The following is a 16025-nucleotide window of genomic DNA, read 5'->3' as shown; positions in this document are numbered from 1 at the left end:
ATGCCTGCGAGCAAGATCGCACGGACGGTGCACTCTCGAGGCCAGTCCGGCCCGCGCGCGCCAGATCGCGCCGCTCCGGCCGCTTTCGACCCCACGGACAGGTCACGACGAGCCGTCGTCGGCCTACTCATCTGCCCCGCTGACCGTGTTCTTCCTTGTTGAAGTTCGAAACGCGTAGTGACATTCAGGAGGGGAGCGCCGAGGATTGAACGATCATTAGGTGATTTACTTGCCCACTGACGATGCACTTGGCGAGATAGACAGGCCTGTCCCTATATTCAGCGGTTTGGGTAAGCACAAGAACCGGATCGGCGTCGTCAATACCAAGCAGCGTGGCACGGGACTCACCCGCAAGGCTGGCGGTTATCTGGCAAGACCCGGAGTGGAAGACCGGACCCAGTCGTTCGATTAGGCCGGCGAGTAGTGACCGCCTTTCACGGCTGAGCTCAAGGAGCACTTCTCCGATCTCGGGATGCACGTCATCGAGGTACTTGCCAGCTGGGAGATGCTCATGGATCAGGGCGACGGGATCACCATTCAGGTGGATGATACATTCCCGGAACCATGTGTTGGCGGCCGAATCGAGAGTCAGCTTGTTCGAGATGAAATCCGTCGTGGGCTTGATATCAAAACGAAGCTGCTCTGTCTCAACATCCCCCCCGCTCTCAGCCAGGAGGTCGTCGAAGGGCCGGAACACCTCGAGGCCCGAACGTGGCAGGGCGTCCGCGACGAATCGGCCAACGCCCCGCTTCGTTCGAATGAGTCCGTCCTCCTCGAGCAGAATTAGCGCTTCACGCACGGGTGTCCGGCTCACGCGTAGCTGAGCGGCGAGCTCGGTCTCGCGGGGGAGCAGCGCTCCCAACGGCAAGACCCCGGTGCGGATCCCGTCGGCAAGACGCGAGTAGACCGCAACCCGGATCGCCGTTCCGGGAGCAACCAATAGCCGTTCGCGCAGGAAGGTATCCATGGTCGTCATGTCGTTCTCTTTCTCGGATCGGTCGTCACGCCTGTAATCGTACCTAGCAGGTATGACATCGGATGCGCTTCGTCCGCGTTGCGCGAGAGCGTGGCGCCGACTTCCGCACAGTGAGCCATACTTCACCCGGTCAAGTCACGCGGGCTCGTTGCCGCGTCGATGGGCTCAGCCCCCAGCATCTTCTTGGAAGGGTCGATGAGGAAAGCGATGGCTAGCGCGAGTACGCCGATTCCGATGGAGACCCAGATAGCCGAATGGAAGCCCGCCATTGTTCCCTGAGCCGCGAGTGGCGCGATAATGCTGATGCCCAGCCCAGCTCCGATGCCAAAGGCGGCGCCGATCATTCCCGGCAGCGCGCCGGGAGCCTCCACTGGCGACTGCAGCACACCCAGGGCGTTTGTCGTGGTGAGCAAGAGCCCGTTGTACGAGAAGCCGAGGAAAGCGATGGTGATCGCGACCACGATCCTGTCTCCAAGGAAGATGTTCATCGCTAGCATCGCCGAAAGGGATAGGACGAGACCACCGCGCAGCACCATCAGCCAGCCCAGCCGTCCCGCGAGCCAGCCCGCGAATGGTGCCGCTGCCATACCGATGAGCGCTGGCGGGGCAAGGTACAAGAGGGCAGACGTGGCGGCGTCCAACCCGTACCCGACCTCGCTGTTCTGACTGAGCAACACCACGGTGAAATTGAGGACTGCGAAGACGCTTGCAAGCGACAGGAGCACCGTCAGCAAGGCTGGCCAAACCTGACGCGACTTGAGGTGGTGGACGGCGATGAGCGGCGTCTTCACGTGCTTCTCCGCGAACCAGAATGCCGCGGCACCGGCGAGGCAGACGAGGGCGGAAAGAAGCGCGGCTGGGGATAGCCAGCCCAGCTTCGCACCGTTGGAGACAAGCAGATTAAGGCTCACTAGAAAGACAGCGAAAAGCCCCGCGCCCGTCCAATCCATTCTTCCTGTGGTGATGGGCGGCGGCTGCTTCGGAACAGTGAACCGCACGAAGATGATCGCGACCAACGCCGTGGCGAAGATCACAGCGAAGATTGACCGGAAGCCCCATTCCTGGGTCAGGAGGCCAGCGACGTAGCCGTCGAATCCGCCCACTCCTCCGTTGACTGCGGTGAGTATGCCCAGGCTGGCTGCGAACCTCTTACGATCCAGATTCTCGCTGAGGATCATTGCCGATAGTTGGAAGGAGCCGCCGCAAACGCCCTGGATCACGCGGCCGAGGAGAAGTAGCTCGAAATTGGGTGCGAGCCAGCAAAGCGCCGTCCCAATCGCAAGGACGACGAGCTGTATAAACAGCGTCCGACGGCGACCGATGAAGTCGCTCCAACGGCCGATCGCCACTCCGCCGACCGCGCCAACGAGAAGGAAAGCTGTCGAGACGAATGCGATCTGGTCGAGGCCGACCCCTAGCTCCTCGGACATCGCGGGAAGCGCCGGCGTCAGCATGGACTTGTCGAGCTGTTGAACGAGCACCACCATCACCAGGCCGACGACCAGCCACGTCGCGCGCATCCCCTCGAGGATTCCACCAGATGATGCTGCGTTGGGCTCGGCTCTCTTCATACTTGAAGCCAGGTCGTCGTCACTGACACGTTGTCTCGTTGGGTCTACAGTACGACATCATACCTTGCAGATATGACCGTGTGGAAACCCTCTCTTGCAGGGTCGCGCATATGCGGCCGGGCGACCTTCTCCTCCAGCCCGTCGTGCCTGCCCGGCAACGAAGGCTGATCGCCGAGACTGGGGGCGAGAGGAAGCGATGGAGGAAGTTCAGAGTGCGATCGCTAGCTCGTAGACGAAGGCCTAGACAAGACTGCCGGCACGGGCTGTCAAGTCGCGGCCGCAGCAGCTGATCAGTCAGGCGACAACACGGCCCGTTCGAACCGTACGTTCCTCGCCGCTTACGGCTGCGGGCATGCCTGGGCCTCCTCTAGGAGCCCGGCGCAACGGACGGGACCTCAAGGTGGGCGACCGCGCCGTCGGGACGGCTTTCATCCCGGGATGCGCCCAACGTGAACGAGCCCAACAGGTAGCCGGCTTGGCGACCATGCGTCGGCCGGCGAATCTCCGTGCGTGTGCCGAAGAATCATGACCGACGACGACAGCCTGTGCCTGCCTCGCCAAAGCCAATCCGTGTTGCGCCGCGCTCGCCTCGGTTTCCCGGCGAATCGACCGGCTCCCCGCGGAGGCGGTCGCCGAACACCTCTATTGGGGGAGGGGGCAACCAGAGCACGTTCAAGAAGGGACGTGTGATGCAGGCGCCCCGAGCACCAGCGAACCGCGCGGCCAGTCACGTGGACTGAACAACGCGCGTCGGGCTCCAGGTTCCTTGACGCGGTCATACTAACGAGGTATAACCTAATACTGGATGGATTCCTCGCTGAGGGAAAGGTGAGGTTGCGGACGTCATGGTTCGCAGTCTGATCACCTAGGCGATCGGACGCTATACAGAATGCGCAAGGGACTCGCAGAAGTGGACTCTACCGGCGCGTCTTGTCAACCGATGGTTGATGTGTTTCCGTTCCATCCACGAAGTTGAGCAACCCGAGTTGATGGAGACGCAATGGTTACCCGCAGCGATGTGGCGCGGCTGGCAGGAACCTCGCCGGCGGTGGTGAGCTATGTGCTCAACAACGGGCCCCGAGGAGTAGCTCCAGAGACGAAGGCGCGTGTCCTGGCGGCCGTAGAGCGACTCGGATACCGCCCTAACCAACTCGCCGTCTCGCTGCGGACCAGTGAGACCAAGACGATTGGGCTCGTTGTACCCGACAACGCCAATCCCTTCTTCGCCGAACTGGCGCGCGAGATCGAGAAGGTGGCGTTCGAATACGGGTACACCCTGTTCCTCGCCAACGCGGGGGACGACGTGGAGAAGGAGACCGGACACGTACGCGCGCTGCTGGACCGCCGTGTCGACGGCGTGATCCTCATCCCTTCGCACGATGATGTGCCGATTGCCGACGAGCTCCCCCGGGCGGGCACTCCGTGGGTCGTCGTCGACCGTCTGCTCGGAGCTCACCGGGTCGCACCCAGCCAGGTCGTCTCCAACAATCGACAGGGCGGCCGCCTGGCCACTGAGCACTTGATTCGACATGGACGAAGCCGCATCGCCTGCATCTCCGGCCCGCAGGATCTGCGCAACACCGCCGACCGGGTCCGTGGGTGGCGCGACGCGCTGTTAAGCGCTCGAATGCAGCCCACCGCCGATCTGCTCCGCGAAGTTTCGTTCGGAAGTTTCGCCGCCCACGATGCGGCGCTCGAGATGCTTGACGCCGTCATTGACATCGACGCCATTTTCGTCGCGAGCGATGAGCAAGCTATCGGCGTTATGCACGCGCTGCATAGTCGTGGTCTGCAGTGCCCCGAGGATGTCGCGATGGTGTCCTTCGATGGCATTGCGGCCTCCGAGCTAACGTTTCCCGCTCTGACTACGATCCGTCAGCCTGTCCCTGACTTGGCCCGGCGGGCGTTCGAGCAGCTCCTAGCCCAGATCACCCACACGGAGCTGGAGCCCTCGCCCCAGCGGATCGACACCCTTGACGTCGAGCTGATCGTCCGCGGTTCGTGCGGATGTCCGGCCGAGGGAGCCCGAGCCGAGTCGGACATGGTCATCGTTCCCGAGCAGCGCGACGATGCTGGCCCGGTGGTGGCCGTCGTTGGCAGCATGAATCTCGACCTCATCGTGGAAGTTGACCGTCTCCCGCTGCCGGGTGAAACCGTCCTCAGTCGAGAGACGGCGGCCCGACCTGGGGGCAAAGGCTTCAACCAGGCAGTTGCCGCTCGCCGTTTCGGCGGCGCCGTCGAACTCACTGCCGCAATCGGAGCTGACGCGTTCGGAGCGCAATTGCACTCTGACCTTCTCCGACAGGGATTGAGCCCAGCCGGGATCCGTGTCGATCGATCCTCTCCCAGCGGAGTGGCGTTGATCGTCGTCGACAGCGAGGGACAGAACACTATCAGCGTCGCTGCTGGTGCCAACTCATCCCTCGTGCCGGCTGACCTGATGTCGCACCGCACGGGACACCGCCAGGTCGATGTTCTCTTGCTGCAACTGGAGATCCCGCTCCCCACGGCCATGGCCGCCGCCCGCCAAGCTGCTGAGGCGGGTTCGACGATCGTGCTCAACGCCTCGCCCCTCTCGGCTGGCTCAGCAGGGGCGCTGAGCGACCTCATCGCAATGTCCGACGTGCTCATCGTCAACGAGACGGAGGCCATGACCTTGGGTGCGGAGGGCGAGTCTTGGAATGCGCGAGCGGAGAGCCTCCTCGCGTCGGGGCCACACTCAGTGATCATCACCCTGGGCGAGGAGGGTGCTGTCGCAGCAACAGCAGATGGCACCCTGGTCCAGCCGGCGCTTCAGGTAGACGCAATCGACGCAACGGGCGCCGGGGACACATTCTGCGGTGTGCTCGCCGTTGCGCTCGCGCGAGGAGACGAGCTCGGCGAGGCGATGGCATGGGCTGCCGCTGCCGGCGCTCTGGCGACCACCGGGGTAGGAGCGCAGACCGCGATGCCGGCGCGCGCCGAAGTGGAACTCTTCCGCGCTCGCAGAGGTACGGCCAATGCGTAGGCAGGGCATCTGGCATCCGCTGCTCGCCGCGGAGATCGCAGCCATGGGACACGGCGACGAGATCATCATCGCTGATCCAGGGCTACCAATTCCTCGGGGCGCGGAGACTGTGATCGACCTGGTCTACGCGGCCAACTCGCCGCGGCTGTCCGGAGTCCTCTCGGCGGTCGCCTCCGAACTTGTCGTGGAGGTCGCGGTTGTTGCCAACGAGCTAGCCGACGGCGAAGTCCTTACCTCGGTTCGTGATCTGCTCAGCGGGATTCCGCTGCAACGGCGTCCGCACGCTGACCTAAAAAAGTTGGCCCACACAGCCCGAGTAATCGTGCGGACCGGCGAGACCACCCCCTACGCGAACGTCGTCCTCCGCGCGGGCGTTCCCTTCTAGACCACCAACATGTCGACCACATTTAGGCCCCCGCGACGGAGGAGTCGCGGCGCATCAAGGGAGATAACAATGAGAAGCAAGTTGCTTGCAACCGCGGCAGTAGCCGCAACTCTGGTGGCCACGCTCAGTGCCTGCGGCCAGCAGACCACCGGTACGACTGCTGGCACGGGGCAGGACTCCGATGGAGACGTGCCCACCATCGGGCTGGTAATGAAGAGTCTTGGCAACCCGTACTTTCAGGACATGCAGGCTGGCGCCGAGGAATACGCCGAAGGGAACGACGAGTTCGTGCTCAAGGCGGTTGGAATTCAGTCCGAGACGGACGTGACCGGACAGGTCGAGGCGGTGAACAACCTGGTGGCGCAGGGAGTTGATGCGATCGTGATCGCACCTGCCGATTCGCGCGCCCTCGTCGCTCCACTTAAGCAGGCCGCGGATCAGGGCATCGAGATCATCAATATCGACGTGAAGCTCGACGATAGCGCCCTGGCCGACGCGGACATCGAGGTCCCCTTCGTGGGTCCTGACAACGTTGAGGGCGCACGTACCGTCGGCGAAGTCCTCGCTGACGAGCTGGGCGCAGGCGGGAAGGTCGTCATCCTCGAGGGGGTGCAAGGCGCCGCCAACGCCGAGCAGCGTAAGGAGGGTTTCGAGGCCGCGATCGACGAAGGCGGGCTCGACCTGGTGGCATCGGCCACAGCGAACTGGGAGACCGAGCAGGCCAATACTGTCTTCACGAACATCCTCTCCGCCAACCCCGATATTCAGGGCGTCATGGCGGCGAACGACTCGATGGCACTCGGAGTACTGGCCGCCCTGGAGTCGGCGGGAAAGAAGGGGGAGATCAAGGTGGTCGGTTTTGACAACATCCCCGAGATCGAACCCTACCTTCAGGACGGCTCACTGCTGGCCACGCTCGACCAGTTTGGGTCTCAGCAGGCTGTCTTCGGCATCGATGCTGCGTTGGCGCTCCTGAACGGCGACACAGTCGCCGAGTGGGAGAAGACCAACATCGAGCTGATTACCGGTCCGTAGAGAAGGCAAGACATGAACGACCAGATCAGGCTCCGAGCTCGTGGCGTCACCAAGCGCTATCCCGGCGTGGTCGCCCTCGACGGGGTGGATTTGGACGTCCGCAGTGGCGAGGTGCACGCCCTGGTGGGTGAGAACGGCGCGGGCAAATCCACGCTGGTTCGCATCCTCGGTGGCGTGCACCCGCCGGATCGCGGACAACTGACGCTGGATGGCGCGGACTACACGCCCGCGACACCTCAGGACGCCCTACGTGCGGGAATCCGAGTTGTCCACCAAGAGTTGTCCGCGCTGCCGAACCTAACCGTCGCGGAGAATCTGTTCCTCGACGGGCTCCCCAACCGTGCGGGCGTGGTGAGTTACCGCGAACTGAACCGCGCGGCACGAGAGATGTTGGATCTCGTGGGGCTCGACGTGCTTCCGACCACGAAGATGGAGCGTCTCAGCCTCGCTCAGACGCAGCTCGTTGAGATCGCGCGCGCGCTCTCATCTGAAGCCAAAGTGGTGGTGTTCGACGAGCCCACCGCAACGCTGACCGTGCCGGAGAAGCGCCGTCTCCTTCAACTGATTGCGGACCTTCGCGCACGCGGTGTCGCCGTCATCTACATCTCGCACCATCTCGAGGAGATCTTTGAGATCTGCGATCGCGCCACCGTCCTGCGAAACGGGGAGACGATTGGCACTCGAGGGATCGCCGACCTAACCACCGCCGATCTTGTACGCATGATGGTCGGCCAGGCGCTTGTGGACGACCACCCCTTCCCAGACGACGTGGACCCGGGAGCAGTCGTGCTCGAAGTGGATCAACTTGAGGTGGCCGACACCGGATCCGCGGTGTCTTTCGTTGTCCGTGAGGGCGAGGTGGTCGGCATGGCAGGGCTCGTCGGAGCCGGTCGCACGGAGACAGTGCGGGCCATCTTCGGGGCCGATCAGTCAAGGGGCGGCACGGTTTCGGTGCGAGGCCGCCGGGTCCACCTGCGGTCGCCCAAGGACGCGGTTCGCGGCGGGATCAGTCTGGCCACCGAGGATCGCAAGCAACAGGGCCTTGTCCTCCAGATGGGATGCGACGTCAACATCAGCCTCGCAAATATTGATGCTGTCTCCCGTAGGGGTTTCCTGCGCCGGCGGGCGGAGCGGCAAAGAACAGCCGATGTCGCCAAGCAGATGCGCGTCAAGGTTGGGTCCATCGGCACGCCGGTGGGAACTCTCTCAGGAGGAAACCAACAGAAGGTCGTGCTTGGGCGGTGGCTCTTCAGGGACTCAGACGTCCTCATCGTCGACGAACCCACACGCGGCATCGATGTCGGTGCGCGACACGAGATCTATGGTCTTCTTGCCAACCTCGCTCGCCGGAAAAAGGCGATCGTTATGGTCTCGTCTGATCTGGGCGAATTGATCGGAATGTGTCACCGCATCCTCGTGTTCTCGCGTGGTCAGATCGTGGCCGACATTCCCCGCGAACAATTCGACCAGGAACTCATCCTCACCCACGCTTACAGCGGGTACCTCGGCACGGAGGGCGGAGAGGCCGCCCTTGTGGCCGCAGGTTCCTCCGAAACAAGCAATCGAAAGAGAAACCGGCAAAGCTCATGACCACCGCAAGCGTACAAAGAGACTTCGCGCAGCCGACGCCATTGGGGACAAAGGTCCTCCGCTGGGTACTCGGTGAGACCGGCATCGGAATCGCGCTGCTTGTCCTGATCGCGATCTTCTGGATCTCAGCGCCTAGCTTCGCGACGCCGCAGAACATCGCCAACATCCAGACGCAGATCACACTGAACACCATCCTCGCGGCAGGCATGACGTTTGTGATTCTGGTGGCAGGAATCGACCTTTCGGTTGGATCCGTGCTCGCGCTTAGTGCGATGGTCGCAGGCCTCGTCATCACGAGTGGACTACCGGACCCGATAGCAATCACCGCAGCGATCGCAACCGCAGTGCTGGTCGGACTCGGCTGCGGATTCGTAAACGGCTTCGTCTCCGTGCGCTGGATGGTTCCCAGCTTCATCGTCACACTCGGCATGCTCAACATCGCGCGTGGAGCCGCGCTGCAGACGACAAACGCCGCAGCTGTCTTCGGCTTTCCCGCCTCCTTTAACGCGTTCGGGACAGCGACATTCCTCGGCGTGCCCGCAGTCTTCCTCGTCGCCCTCGCGGTCATCGTAGTTGGTCACCTGGTGCTGACCAGGACGGTCTTCGGGCGCATGCTATTTGCGATCGGCAATAACGAGGAATCCGTTCGCCTCGCGGGGCACCGCACGTCGTACTACAAGGTGGCAGCGTTCTGCATTTCGGGCGCGCTGGCAGGGCTGGCCGCAATCATCTACATGACTCGCCTGCACACCTCCAGCCCGATCATCGGGCAGGGTTTCGAGTTGAATGCGATCGCCGCGGTCATCATCGGTGGGACGAGCCTGTTCGGCGGCAAGGGCTCACTCATCGGCACGTTCTTGGGAGCGTGCCTACTCGGAGTGCTCACCAATGGGCTCTTGCTGCTGGGAGTCGGTGACTTCGCGCGCCAGATGGTGACCGGAGCGGTAATCGTCTTCGCCGTGATCATCGACTACTACCGAGACAAAGCGTCCACCCGGCTCGCGATGGGCTTAGTGAAGTAGGCAGCGCGGCTGTGACCCCTAGCCTGCGGGGAGGGGTGCCCGGACGCGCCAAAAAAGCCGTTTGAACTGGGAAAAATTCCGCTTGTCAACCTTCGGTTGATGTGGTGTTCTCATGTCTCACCACGTCTCGTCTCACCTGTACAAATGGAACGCAGGACCAAGGCGGACGGGACATAAGCCCGACATTGGAGTCACAATGAAGCACAAGATTTCGGTCGTCTTGGCGGTGACCTTGGCCGCACTGCTGGCCGGGACCGCCCCGGCGCAAGCAGGTGCCCAGACCACCGTCACACTCGAAGCCGCCGCATCCGATCACGACGTAGTGACTTCGGCGGCAACGACAAAGGTCATTCTGGATACGGACCTGAGATACAACACGGACGACATGTACACGCTGATGTTCCTGCTCCAGGCGGACGCGGCCGGCTACATCGACCTTCTCGGCGTCACCACGGCTCCTCCCGGCGTTCGCACCGAGGTCGAAGCTCAGATGGGTCTCAGCATGCTGGAGAAGGTGGAGCGGACTGACGTTCCCCTCTATGTCGGACAGGACCGTCCGCTTGATGGACGTTGGTATAAGGACAGCGATTTCGTGGAGATGTGGAACCTCCGCCTTCGCGACAACATGAAGGCCGACCTGGACCCGAACTCCGAGGTCGACTACTCAAGCATGCAGCTGGGTGGGCAGTATGATCCGGCGACGCACGCCGGTGTTACGACCAAGGCTCAGCCCGAGCCCGCTTGGCAATTCATGACCAAGCAGGTGAAGAAGTATCCCGGTCAGGTGACCATCATGTCGATCGGTGCCGTCACGAATACCGCCCTCGCAATTAAGCACGATCCGAACTTCGCCGCCAACACTGCGGGCATCTACTACATGGGTGGTGTGACGCCGGAAGATGGGTCGAACGGGTCGGGCTCGTTCAACTGGGGCAGCGATGCCACTGCCGTTAACGTCGCATTGAATGCTGACTTCCCGAAGCAGGTGTTGATCCCGAGTGAGATCGCGAACACAGTGAAGCTCACAAAGCCCGTGATGGATGAGATCGTTGCGGCCGACACGCCTGTGGCTGAGCTGCTCAAGGACGTAGCGTACCCGGTTTGGGAGGCGAATCCTCAGCGAGTGCAGTCGTTCTGGGACGCGGTAACGCCAGCGGTGCTGATGATTCCGAGCATCACTGACAGAACTGCTGTTCGCTACATGACCCTTGCAGACGAGCCGGGTCCGTTCCTTGGCGTAATTCGGCAGTGGACGGAAGGTCGTCAGCCAGCGCACCTGAACCCGATTGATGTTGTCTACACGGTGGATAACGACGAGTACTGGGACTTCGTGACGGAAATCCTCACCACAAACTACAACTGATATCTGATCGGTTCCTGTCAAGCGGCAGGGGAAGAGCGCCCGGAGTTGTCGAGCTCCGGGCGCTCCTCTTTTTGGTCGCAGGCGCCGGGCATCGGTGGTGACCCTCAATTCCCTGGCGACGAGCGGCCAGACTGATACGCGGGGGTTGGTGCGAGTGAGTGACCAGCACGGGCCCCCGAGTTTCTCGGCTGGCACCCGTCCACGCCTGCCGGCCGTAGCCGATCCCGGTGGCGCAGCGGCAATTTCGATGGTCGATGCCGGGCCGCCATCAGCTCGCCACGGTTGTCCTGAGCACGGATCAGAACTCGCGCGGCCTCCTGCTCTAAGGACGGTACTCGGACCGCGACGATCTCGTCCAATCGCAGCACCTGCGCCAGATGCAACGCGTCGCCCGCTGAGTCTGTCTTGGGCGTAGCTCGAAGACCCAGGCTCACTCACTGCTCTGCCTCTGGTCCTGCTCGTCCCGACGTAGCGCGGTGAGTTGCGGACCCTGAGGAGACCAAGCAGTGGCCGGAGACCGGCAGGCCACCGCAGGACTTTAATCGGGTTGCGATCGGATCCCGGAGCTCTCGAGCAACTGAGCCAGGTCGACTTCGCGCTCCCGAAGCGCCCTGAGTCGACTGGCCGCTGATCCGGACGAGGTCTGATGCTGGCGACCGTCTTCGTCGAGTGCATGGATGACCTCTTGTCGCGTGATTTCCCGCTGAGTCGCCGCGAGTTCGCGAAGGAGGTCGAGGTCGTGACGTTCTTGGCGTTCGATCGTTGATCCCGGACGGTGCCCGCCGGCGGATGAGCCCGAGAGCCATGCGTCGAACTCACTTGCGGTCAGCGCATTGAGGTCGTCGCTGAGGTTCTGCAGGTCGAGCGGGCCGTCGGGCTCGACCATGCGGGCGAGCAGGTAACTGGGTGCGATGCGGAGTGCGTAGGCGATGGAGAGGAACTGGCCCAGGGTGAGGTCCGCTTTGCGTCCGGATTCGATGTTCTCGAGCACAGATTCGGTGATCTTCGTCCCGGTGAGGGCTTCGGCGAGGTCGCGGGTGGTGCGGTAGCCGCGTTGACGGCGGGCGGCGCGGATGCGGGCGCCAATGCTCGGCTCTGCCCGGTAGTCCGTCATTTCGACAGGTTATCGCGTTCAGGGTTGTCGTGCCGAAGGTGAACCCGCTACCGTGACTGTGACAACCACAGAGTGACTGGGTTGTCATTTTGAAGGGGAGCGTGATGGAGAAGGAATTCATTCAGCCGGAGACGGTCGCGGAGATCACCGGGCTTTCACTGGGTGCGTTGGCGCAGCTGCGGTACACGGGGCAGGGGCCGCGGTTCTACAAGCCGACGAAGCGGACGGTGCTCTACAAGCGGCACGAGGTGATCGAGTGGGTCGAGTCCACGGCGCGGATGCGGACCGGTGCGGAGTCCTACGCCTGACCGGGCCGGCGGCGCGGGGGTCGGGGTGATGGGGTTGTTCGCAGCCAAGAGCGCGGTGCTGGTTGCGGCACGGCTCGGACTGGGCAATGCCGCGACCCGCTTGCTGCTGCACATGGCGTTGGAGTGCTGGGATGAGGACACCCCGGACGGGCGCCCGGCCAGGCGGTACTTCGGAGGCCGTGAGATGTCCGCGGTCGCGCTGGGCTTCACTGCCCCCGAGAACGGCGGCCCGGCAGCGCACCAGGCGGTCAAACGTGCCGTCCGCGAGCTGGTGAAGAAGGGCGCGATCGTGCGGGTCAGAGCAGGTGGTCGCGGCCTTCCGGCCGAGTACGAGCTCCTGGTCAGTTCCTCGAAGCCCAGCGCGGCACGCGCGGCTGTGGACAACCCGGTGGTGTTGCAGTTCCCGGCACGGGGTCAGGGGGTCATTGAGCGTACCCCTCAGGGGGTCGCTCACCGTACCCCTTAGGGGGTCACTGAGCGTACCTGCAGGGGGTCACTGAGCGTCCCCCTTAGAAGAAGGAAGAGAACAGGAATGAACAGCAAGGAATCAGTACGCGCGCGACGCGCGAACACCCAGAGCCGACGTCATCCACGAGGGGGAAGAGCAGCGAGGGCGGTCAGGGGTCGTCGAAGTCGAAGCTTCGAGACGCGTGCGAGGCTCGCGCTTCGGTCGCGCTCGCTTCGAGGGCGGTCGGGGTGAGTGGCCGTGGGCCGCAGCTGCGAGCGGCGTCACGGTCGTTGCGGATCTTCCTGGGCTGGTTGATCGCCGCGGCCGGGGCGCTGGCGATCTTCATGTCGTGGGGCGCGCTGCACGACCTCGCCCTCCACGTCGGCGGGATGCCGGCCGACCGGGCGATCGTGTTCCCGATCGTGGTCGACCTGCCCGCCCTTGCAGCAATGCTGATCGCCCTGCTCGTGCCCGCACCATCCCGATTCCTGCGCGCTCTCCCGTGGTTCACCTTCACGCTGTTCAGCGCCCTGACCGTGGCCGGCAACGCGGCCGCCGTCGCGATCGCGGACCCGGACACGATGATCCTGGGGCAGGTGCCTGCGGTGATCGTAAACGCGGTCCCCGCGATCGCACTGCTGCTGACGACCCACCTCGCCGCGGCGACCGTGTACCGCCGCGACGACCGTCCCACTCGAACCGACCCCACCGTCACCGTCCGACCCGCTCGCGGCAGGCGACCCGTTTCCACAGGCAACTCCGCACCGGCCGAACGGTCCGAAGCGAAGCCGTCGGGTCAGCTTGTGGAACGAGCGGGGGATGGCGCGTCCGAGCCCAACGCGACAGTGGACCGGCCCACTCGTATCGACCGCGACGCGCAGCGCCACGAGGTGATCTCCCTCGTCGACGACGGAGCGTCAGTGCGAAGCGCTGCGCGCACCGTCGGCGTCGCGTCGACCACCGCGCAACGCTGGGTCGAACGCGCCCGCCACGACCAGGCACCGGAAGCCACCGTCCCACTCGAGCGCGACCCGGTCGGCGTCGCATGAGCGCAGACATCCGCTCAAGGCAGCTCCTCCTTGGCGTCGCGACGACCGCGGGTCGAGCTCGCCCGGGTCGTCATGCGCGGTCGATGATGGCTCTGGCAGGGCGGACGACTCTGCCGACCGCACGGCGTGTTCCCCCCGTTTGGGGGTCACGTGCTGGTTGGGTGGGTGTGCGTTCGGGTGTTCACCCGGCGCGAATAGGTGAACGTACGGTTCACCGTCCTCTTTCCCTGTCCCGCCGCCCCGGCCGCCCCGGCTTTACTTCCCAACCTCCCGCACTCATCCTTCGTCTTCCTGAGGGAGGTTGGGAAGTAAAGCCGGGGCGGCGGGACAGGGAAAGAGGACAGAGAAGGACTTGGACATTCGACGGGGACCGGGCGGCCATGACGACGACAACGAGGACACGAACAGGTGACGAGAACGGTGGGGGGAGTGGTCGCTGATGGTGCAGTTGACCAGTCGTGACGAGGCGATGCTCGAGTGGTTGGGCGTGGTGCGGATGGCGGATGTCGACGCGATCCGGTGGGCGCTGGCCGGGCTCGCGGGCGAGACGGCGGGGGTGCCGGTGAGTCGGCGGAAGGCGCAGCAGTGGGTGGCCCGGCTGGCCGGGGTCGGGTTGGTGGATCGGGCTCGGCCGAACTTCCAGGACGGGCAGGTGGTGTGGGCCACGCACCAAGCTGTCGGGCGGGGCGCACCGAACCTGTACCGGCAGACCGCACGGCACGAGGTCGCGGTCGCGGCGGCGTCGGCCCGGTACCTGGCCCGCGGCTACGAGTGGTTCCGGGACCGGCGACCCGGGTCGACCCAGGAGCACCAGGTCGACGGAGTCGCGATCAAGGGCGACCGGATCGAGCTCGTCGAGGTCGAGCTGACCCCGAAGACGCTGCACCGGTACAAGACGATCCACACGAACCATGCGACCCGGATGACCACGACCGGGGTAGCCCGGGTCGTGTACCTGTGCACCCCGGACGCGGCCCGGGTCGTGGCCCGCGAAGCGGACCGGTTCATCTTCCGCACCGAACGCCACCGGCTGCTCACCCTGCCCGTGCTCGATGTCCGCGGGAAGTGGGTCGGCGACGATGCCCCACTCTGGGACGACACCGCACCATCCGGCAGTGAGAGTGGGTCGAGGGGGATGGCCGTGTCGACCCCGTTGTTCGAGGAGGCGGCCCGGTGAGCGTGGAGCAGGCGGCTGTCCCGCCCGCCCCGGCCGAAACCGACGCGCTCAGCGACGCCCTCGAAGCGGTCCTCGCCGCTGCGCTCATCGCGCTGGTCGGGCTGGTTGCGCTGCCGCTACTGATCCCGGTGATCGCGGTGCGGGTGGCGGGGGAGAGCATCGCGACCAAGGCCGTGTTCTGGCGGGTCTGGCCGTGGCAGTGGATCATCAACACCGCCGGCATCCTCCTCGTCACCATCCTCCTCACCATCGAGGCCCTCCTGTTGACCCAGTGGGTCAGCACCGGCGCGGCCGCCGCGTTCCTCGCGAGCGACGGATGGATGGGGCAGGTGTGGCCCATGTTCGGGCCCTGGCTGGTCGCGAACCTGTGCGCCGGGGTGCTCCTCCTGCCGGTGGCGTGGTCCATCCGGCGCAGACAGATCGCGGACCGGGTCCGCACGAGGCGGGTCAGTGACGTGCTCCGCCAGGAACGGATCGAGACCGCACGCAAGCGCGCCGCGGACGCCTCCACTGCGGCCCGGATCGGGATCCGCCTCGACCCGGCCACCGGACGGATCACCGGCGTCCACGACGGGGCGGTCACCGTGCCGCACCGGGTCGCGGATCGGGAAGCGTTCGGGTTCACCACCCGCTCCACCGTGACCTCGCTCGCGGACCGGTTCCACGACGCCCGCCAGGTGCGTGACTGGGTCGACCCGACCGGCAGGTTCGTGCTCATGCCCAACGCATCGTCCGCGGCGCGCGCGTTGATCATCGCCGAGTCGGGCAGCGGGAAGACGGTCCTGATCAACGGGCTCGTGCTGTGTGCGCTCAGCTACGGGTGGCCCGTGTTCGTCATCGACGCGAAGGGCGACCCCGCCGACGCCACCGCCATGGTCGGCCTCGCCCAGGCCGCGGGTCGCACGGCGACCGTCGCCGAGCCTGTCAAGTGGTTTGTGTAAGCGGTCATCGGCGTGGGGTTACAGGTAGGGGTTGATGCG

At 64.5% G+C, this 16025-nt stretch carries 14 protein-coding genes; 11 read left to right on the top strand and 3 right to left on the bottom strand.

Annotated features, from left to right (window positions below):
- Nucleotides 1-184: 184 nt before the first annotated feature.
- Both GJ743_RS13480 and GJ743_RS13475 read right to left on the bottom strand, forming a co-directional pair.
- The gene (locus GJ743_RS13480; protein ID WP_155052442.1) at nucleotides 185-976 is read right to left on the bottom strand and encodes a GntR family transcriptional regulator; all 792 of its coding nucleotides are present in this window, start codon (nucleotides 974-976) and stop codon (nucleotides 185-187) included.
- 122 nt (nucleotides 977-1098) lie between these two features.
- Nucleotides 1099-2547, bottom strand: coding sequence for an MFS transporter (locus tag GJ743_RS13475; protein ID WP_155052441.1), 1449 nt, complete (start codon nucleotides 2545-2547; stop codon nucleotides 1099-1101).
- Between the two features lie 1000 nt (nucleotides 2548-3547).
- On the opposite strand from GJ743_RS13475, the gene GJ743_RS13470 reads away from it, so the two are divergent.
- The 6 genes from GJ743_RS13470 to GJ743_RS13445 all read left to right on the top strand — a co-directional run bounded on the left by GJ743_RS13470 (nucleotide 3548) and on the right by GJ743_RS13445 (nucleotide 10949).
- Nucleotides 3548-5554: a PfkB family carbohydrate kinase gene (locus GJ743_RS13470; protein ID WP_155052440.1), complete on the top strand. Its 2007-nt coding sequence runs from the start codon at nucleotides 3548-3550 to the stop codon at nucleotides 5552-5554.
- On the top strand, nucleotides 5547-5939 hold the full coding sequence (rbsD, locus tag GJ743_RS13465) for a D-ribose pyranase (protein ID WP_155052439.1): 393 nt from the start codon (nucleotides 5547-5549) through the stop codon (nucleotides 5937-5939). Before GJ743_RS13470 ends, rbsD begins: the two co-directional genes overlap by 8 nt.
- A 69-nt stretch (nucleotides 5940-6008) precedes the next feature.
- On the top strand, nucleotides 6009-6974 hold the full coding sequence (locus GJ743_RS13460) for a sugar ABC transporter substrate-binding protein (protein ID WP_155052438.1): 966 nt from the start codon (nucleotides 6009-6011) through the stop codon (nucleotides 6972-6974).
- Between the two features lie 12 nt (nucleotides 6975-6986).
- On the top strand, nucleotides 6987-8564 hold the full coding sequence (locus tag GJ743_RS13455) for a sugar ABC transporter ATP-binding protein (protein WP_155052437.1): 1578 nt from the start codon (nucleotides 6987-6989) through the stop codon (nucleotides 8562-8564).
- On the top strand, nucleotides 8561-9586 hold the full coding sequence (locus GJ743_RS13450) for an ABC transporter permease (protein WP_155052436.1): 1026 nt from the start codon (nucleotides 8561-8563) through the stop codon (nucleotides 9584-9586). The genes GJ743_RS13455 and GJ743_RS13450 overlap by 4 nt, the downstream gene beginning before the upstream one ends.
- 196 nt (nucleotides 9587-9782) lie before the next feature.
- Nucleotides 9783-10949 (top strand): nucleoside hydrolase, encoded by a 1167-nt coding sequence (locus GJ743_RS13445; RefSeq protein WP_196217002.1) that lies wholly within the window; start codon nucleotides 9783-9785, stop codon nucleotides 10947-10949.
- A gap of 538 nt (nucleotides 10950-11487) precedes the next feature.
- Here GJ743_RS13445 and GJ743_RS13440 read toward each other — a convergent pair.
- Nucleotides 11488-12063 (bottom strand): helix-turn-helix domain-containing protein, encoded by a 576-nt coding sequence (locus tag GJ743_RS13440; RefSeq protein WP_155052434.1) that lies wholly within the window; start codon nucleotides 12061-12063, stop codon nucleotides 11488-11490.
- Nucleotides 12064-12167: 104 nt separating this feature from the next.
- Between GJ743_RS13440 and GJ743_RS13435 the strand changes: the two genes are divergently transcribed.
- The 5 genes from GJ743_RS13435 (at nucleotide 12168) to GJ743_RS13415 (ending at nucleotide 15986) form a co-directional block, all read left to right on the top strand.
- Nucleotides 12168-12371, top strand: a complete 204-nt coding sequence (locus GJ743_RS13435) for a helix-turn-helix transcriptional regulator (protein ID WP_155052433.1) — start codon at nucleotides 12168-12170, stop codon at nucleotides 12369-12371.
- A 28-nt stretch (nucleotides 12372-12399) separates the two neighbouring features.
- Entirely contained in the window at nucleotides 12400-12837 is a 438-nt protein-coding gene (locus GJ743_RS13430) for a hypothetical protein (RefSeq protein ID WP_155052432.1), read from the top strand.
- 230 nt (nucleotides 12838-13067) lie between these two features.
- Entirely contained in the window at nucleotides 13068-13868 is an 801-nt protein-coding gene (locus tag GJ743_RS13425) for a DUF2637 domain-containing protein (protein WP_155052431.1), read from the top strand.
- A gap of 439 nt (nucleotides 13869-14307) precedes the next feature.
- Complete coding sequence (locus GJ743_RS13420) at nucleotides 14308-15045, top strand: hypothetical protein (protein ID WP_155052430.1); 738 nt, start codon at nucleotides 14308-14310, stop codon at nucleotides 15043-15045.
- Nucleotides 15042-15986 carry a hypothetical protein gene (locus GJ743_RS13415; RefSeq protein WP_155052429.1) on the top strand — a complete coding sequence of 315 codons (945 nt, stop codon included), beginning with the start codon at nucleotides 15042-15044 and terminating at the stop codon, nucleotides 15984-15986. The genes GJ743_RS13420 and GJ743_RS13415 overlap by 4 nt, the downstream gene beginning before the upstream one ends.
- Nucleotides 15987-16025: the final 39 nt, after the last annotated feature.

This window comes from Agromyces bracchium (assembly GCF_009709675.1).
Lineage (GTDB): Bacteria > Actinomycetota > Actinomycetes > Actinomycetales > Microbacteriaceae > Agromyces > Agromyces bracchium.
The sequence above is the reverse complement of the archived record's forward strand: the minus strand, read 5'-3'. Positions and strand labels throughout refer to the sequence as shown.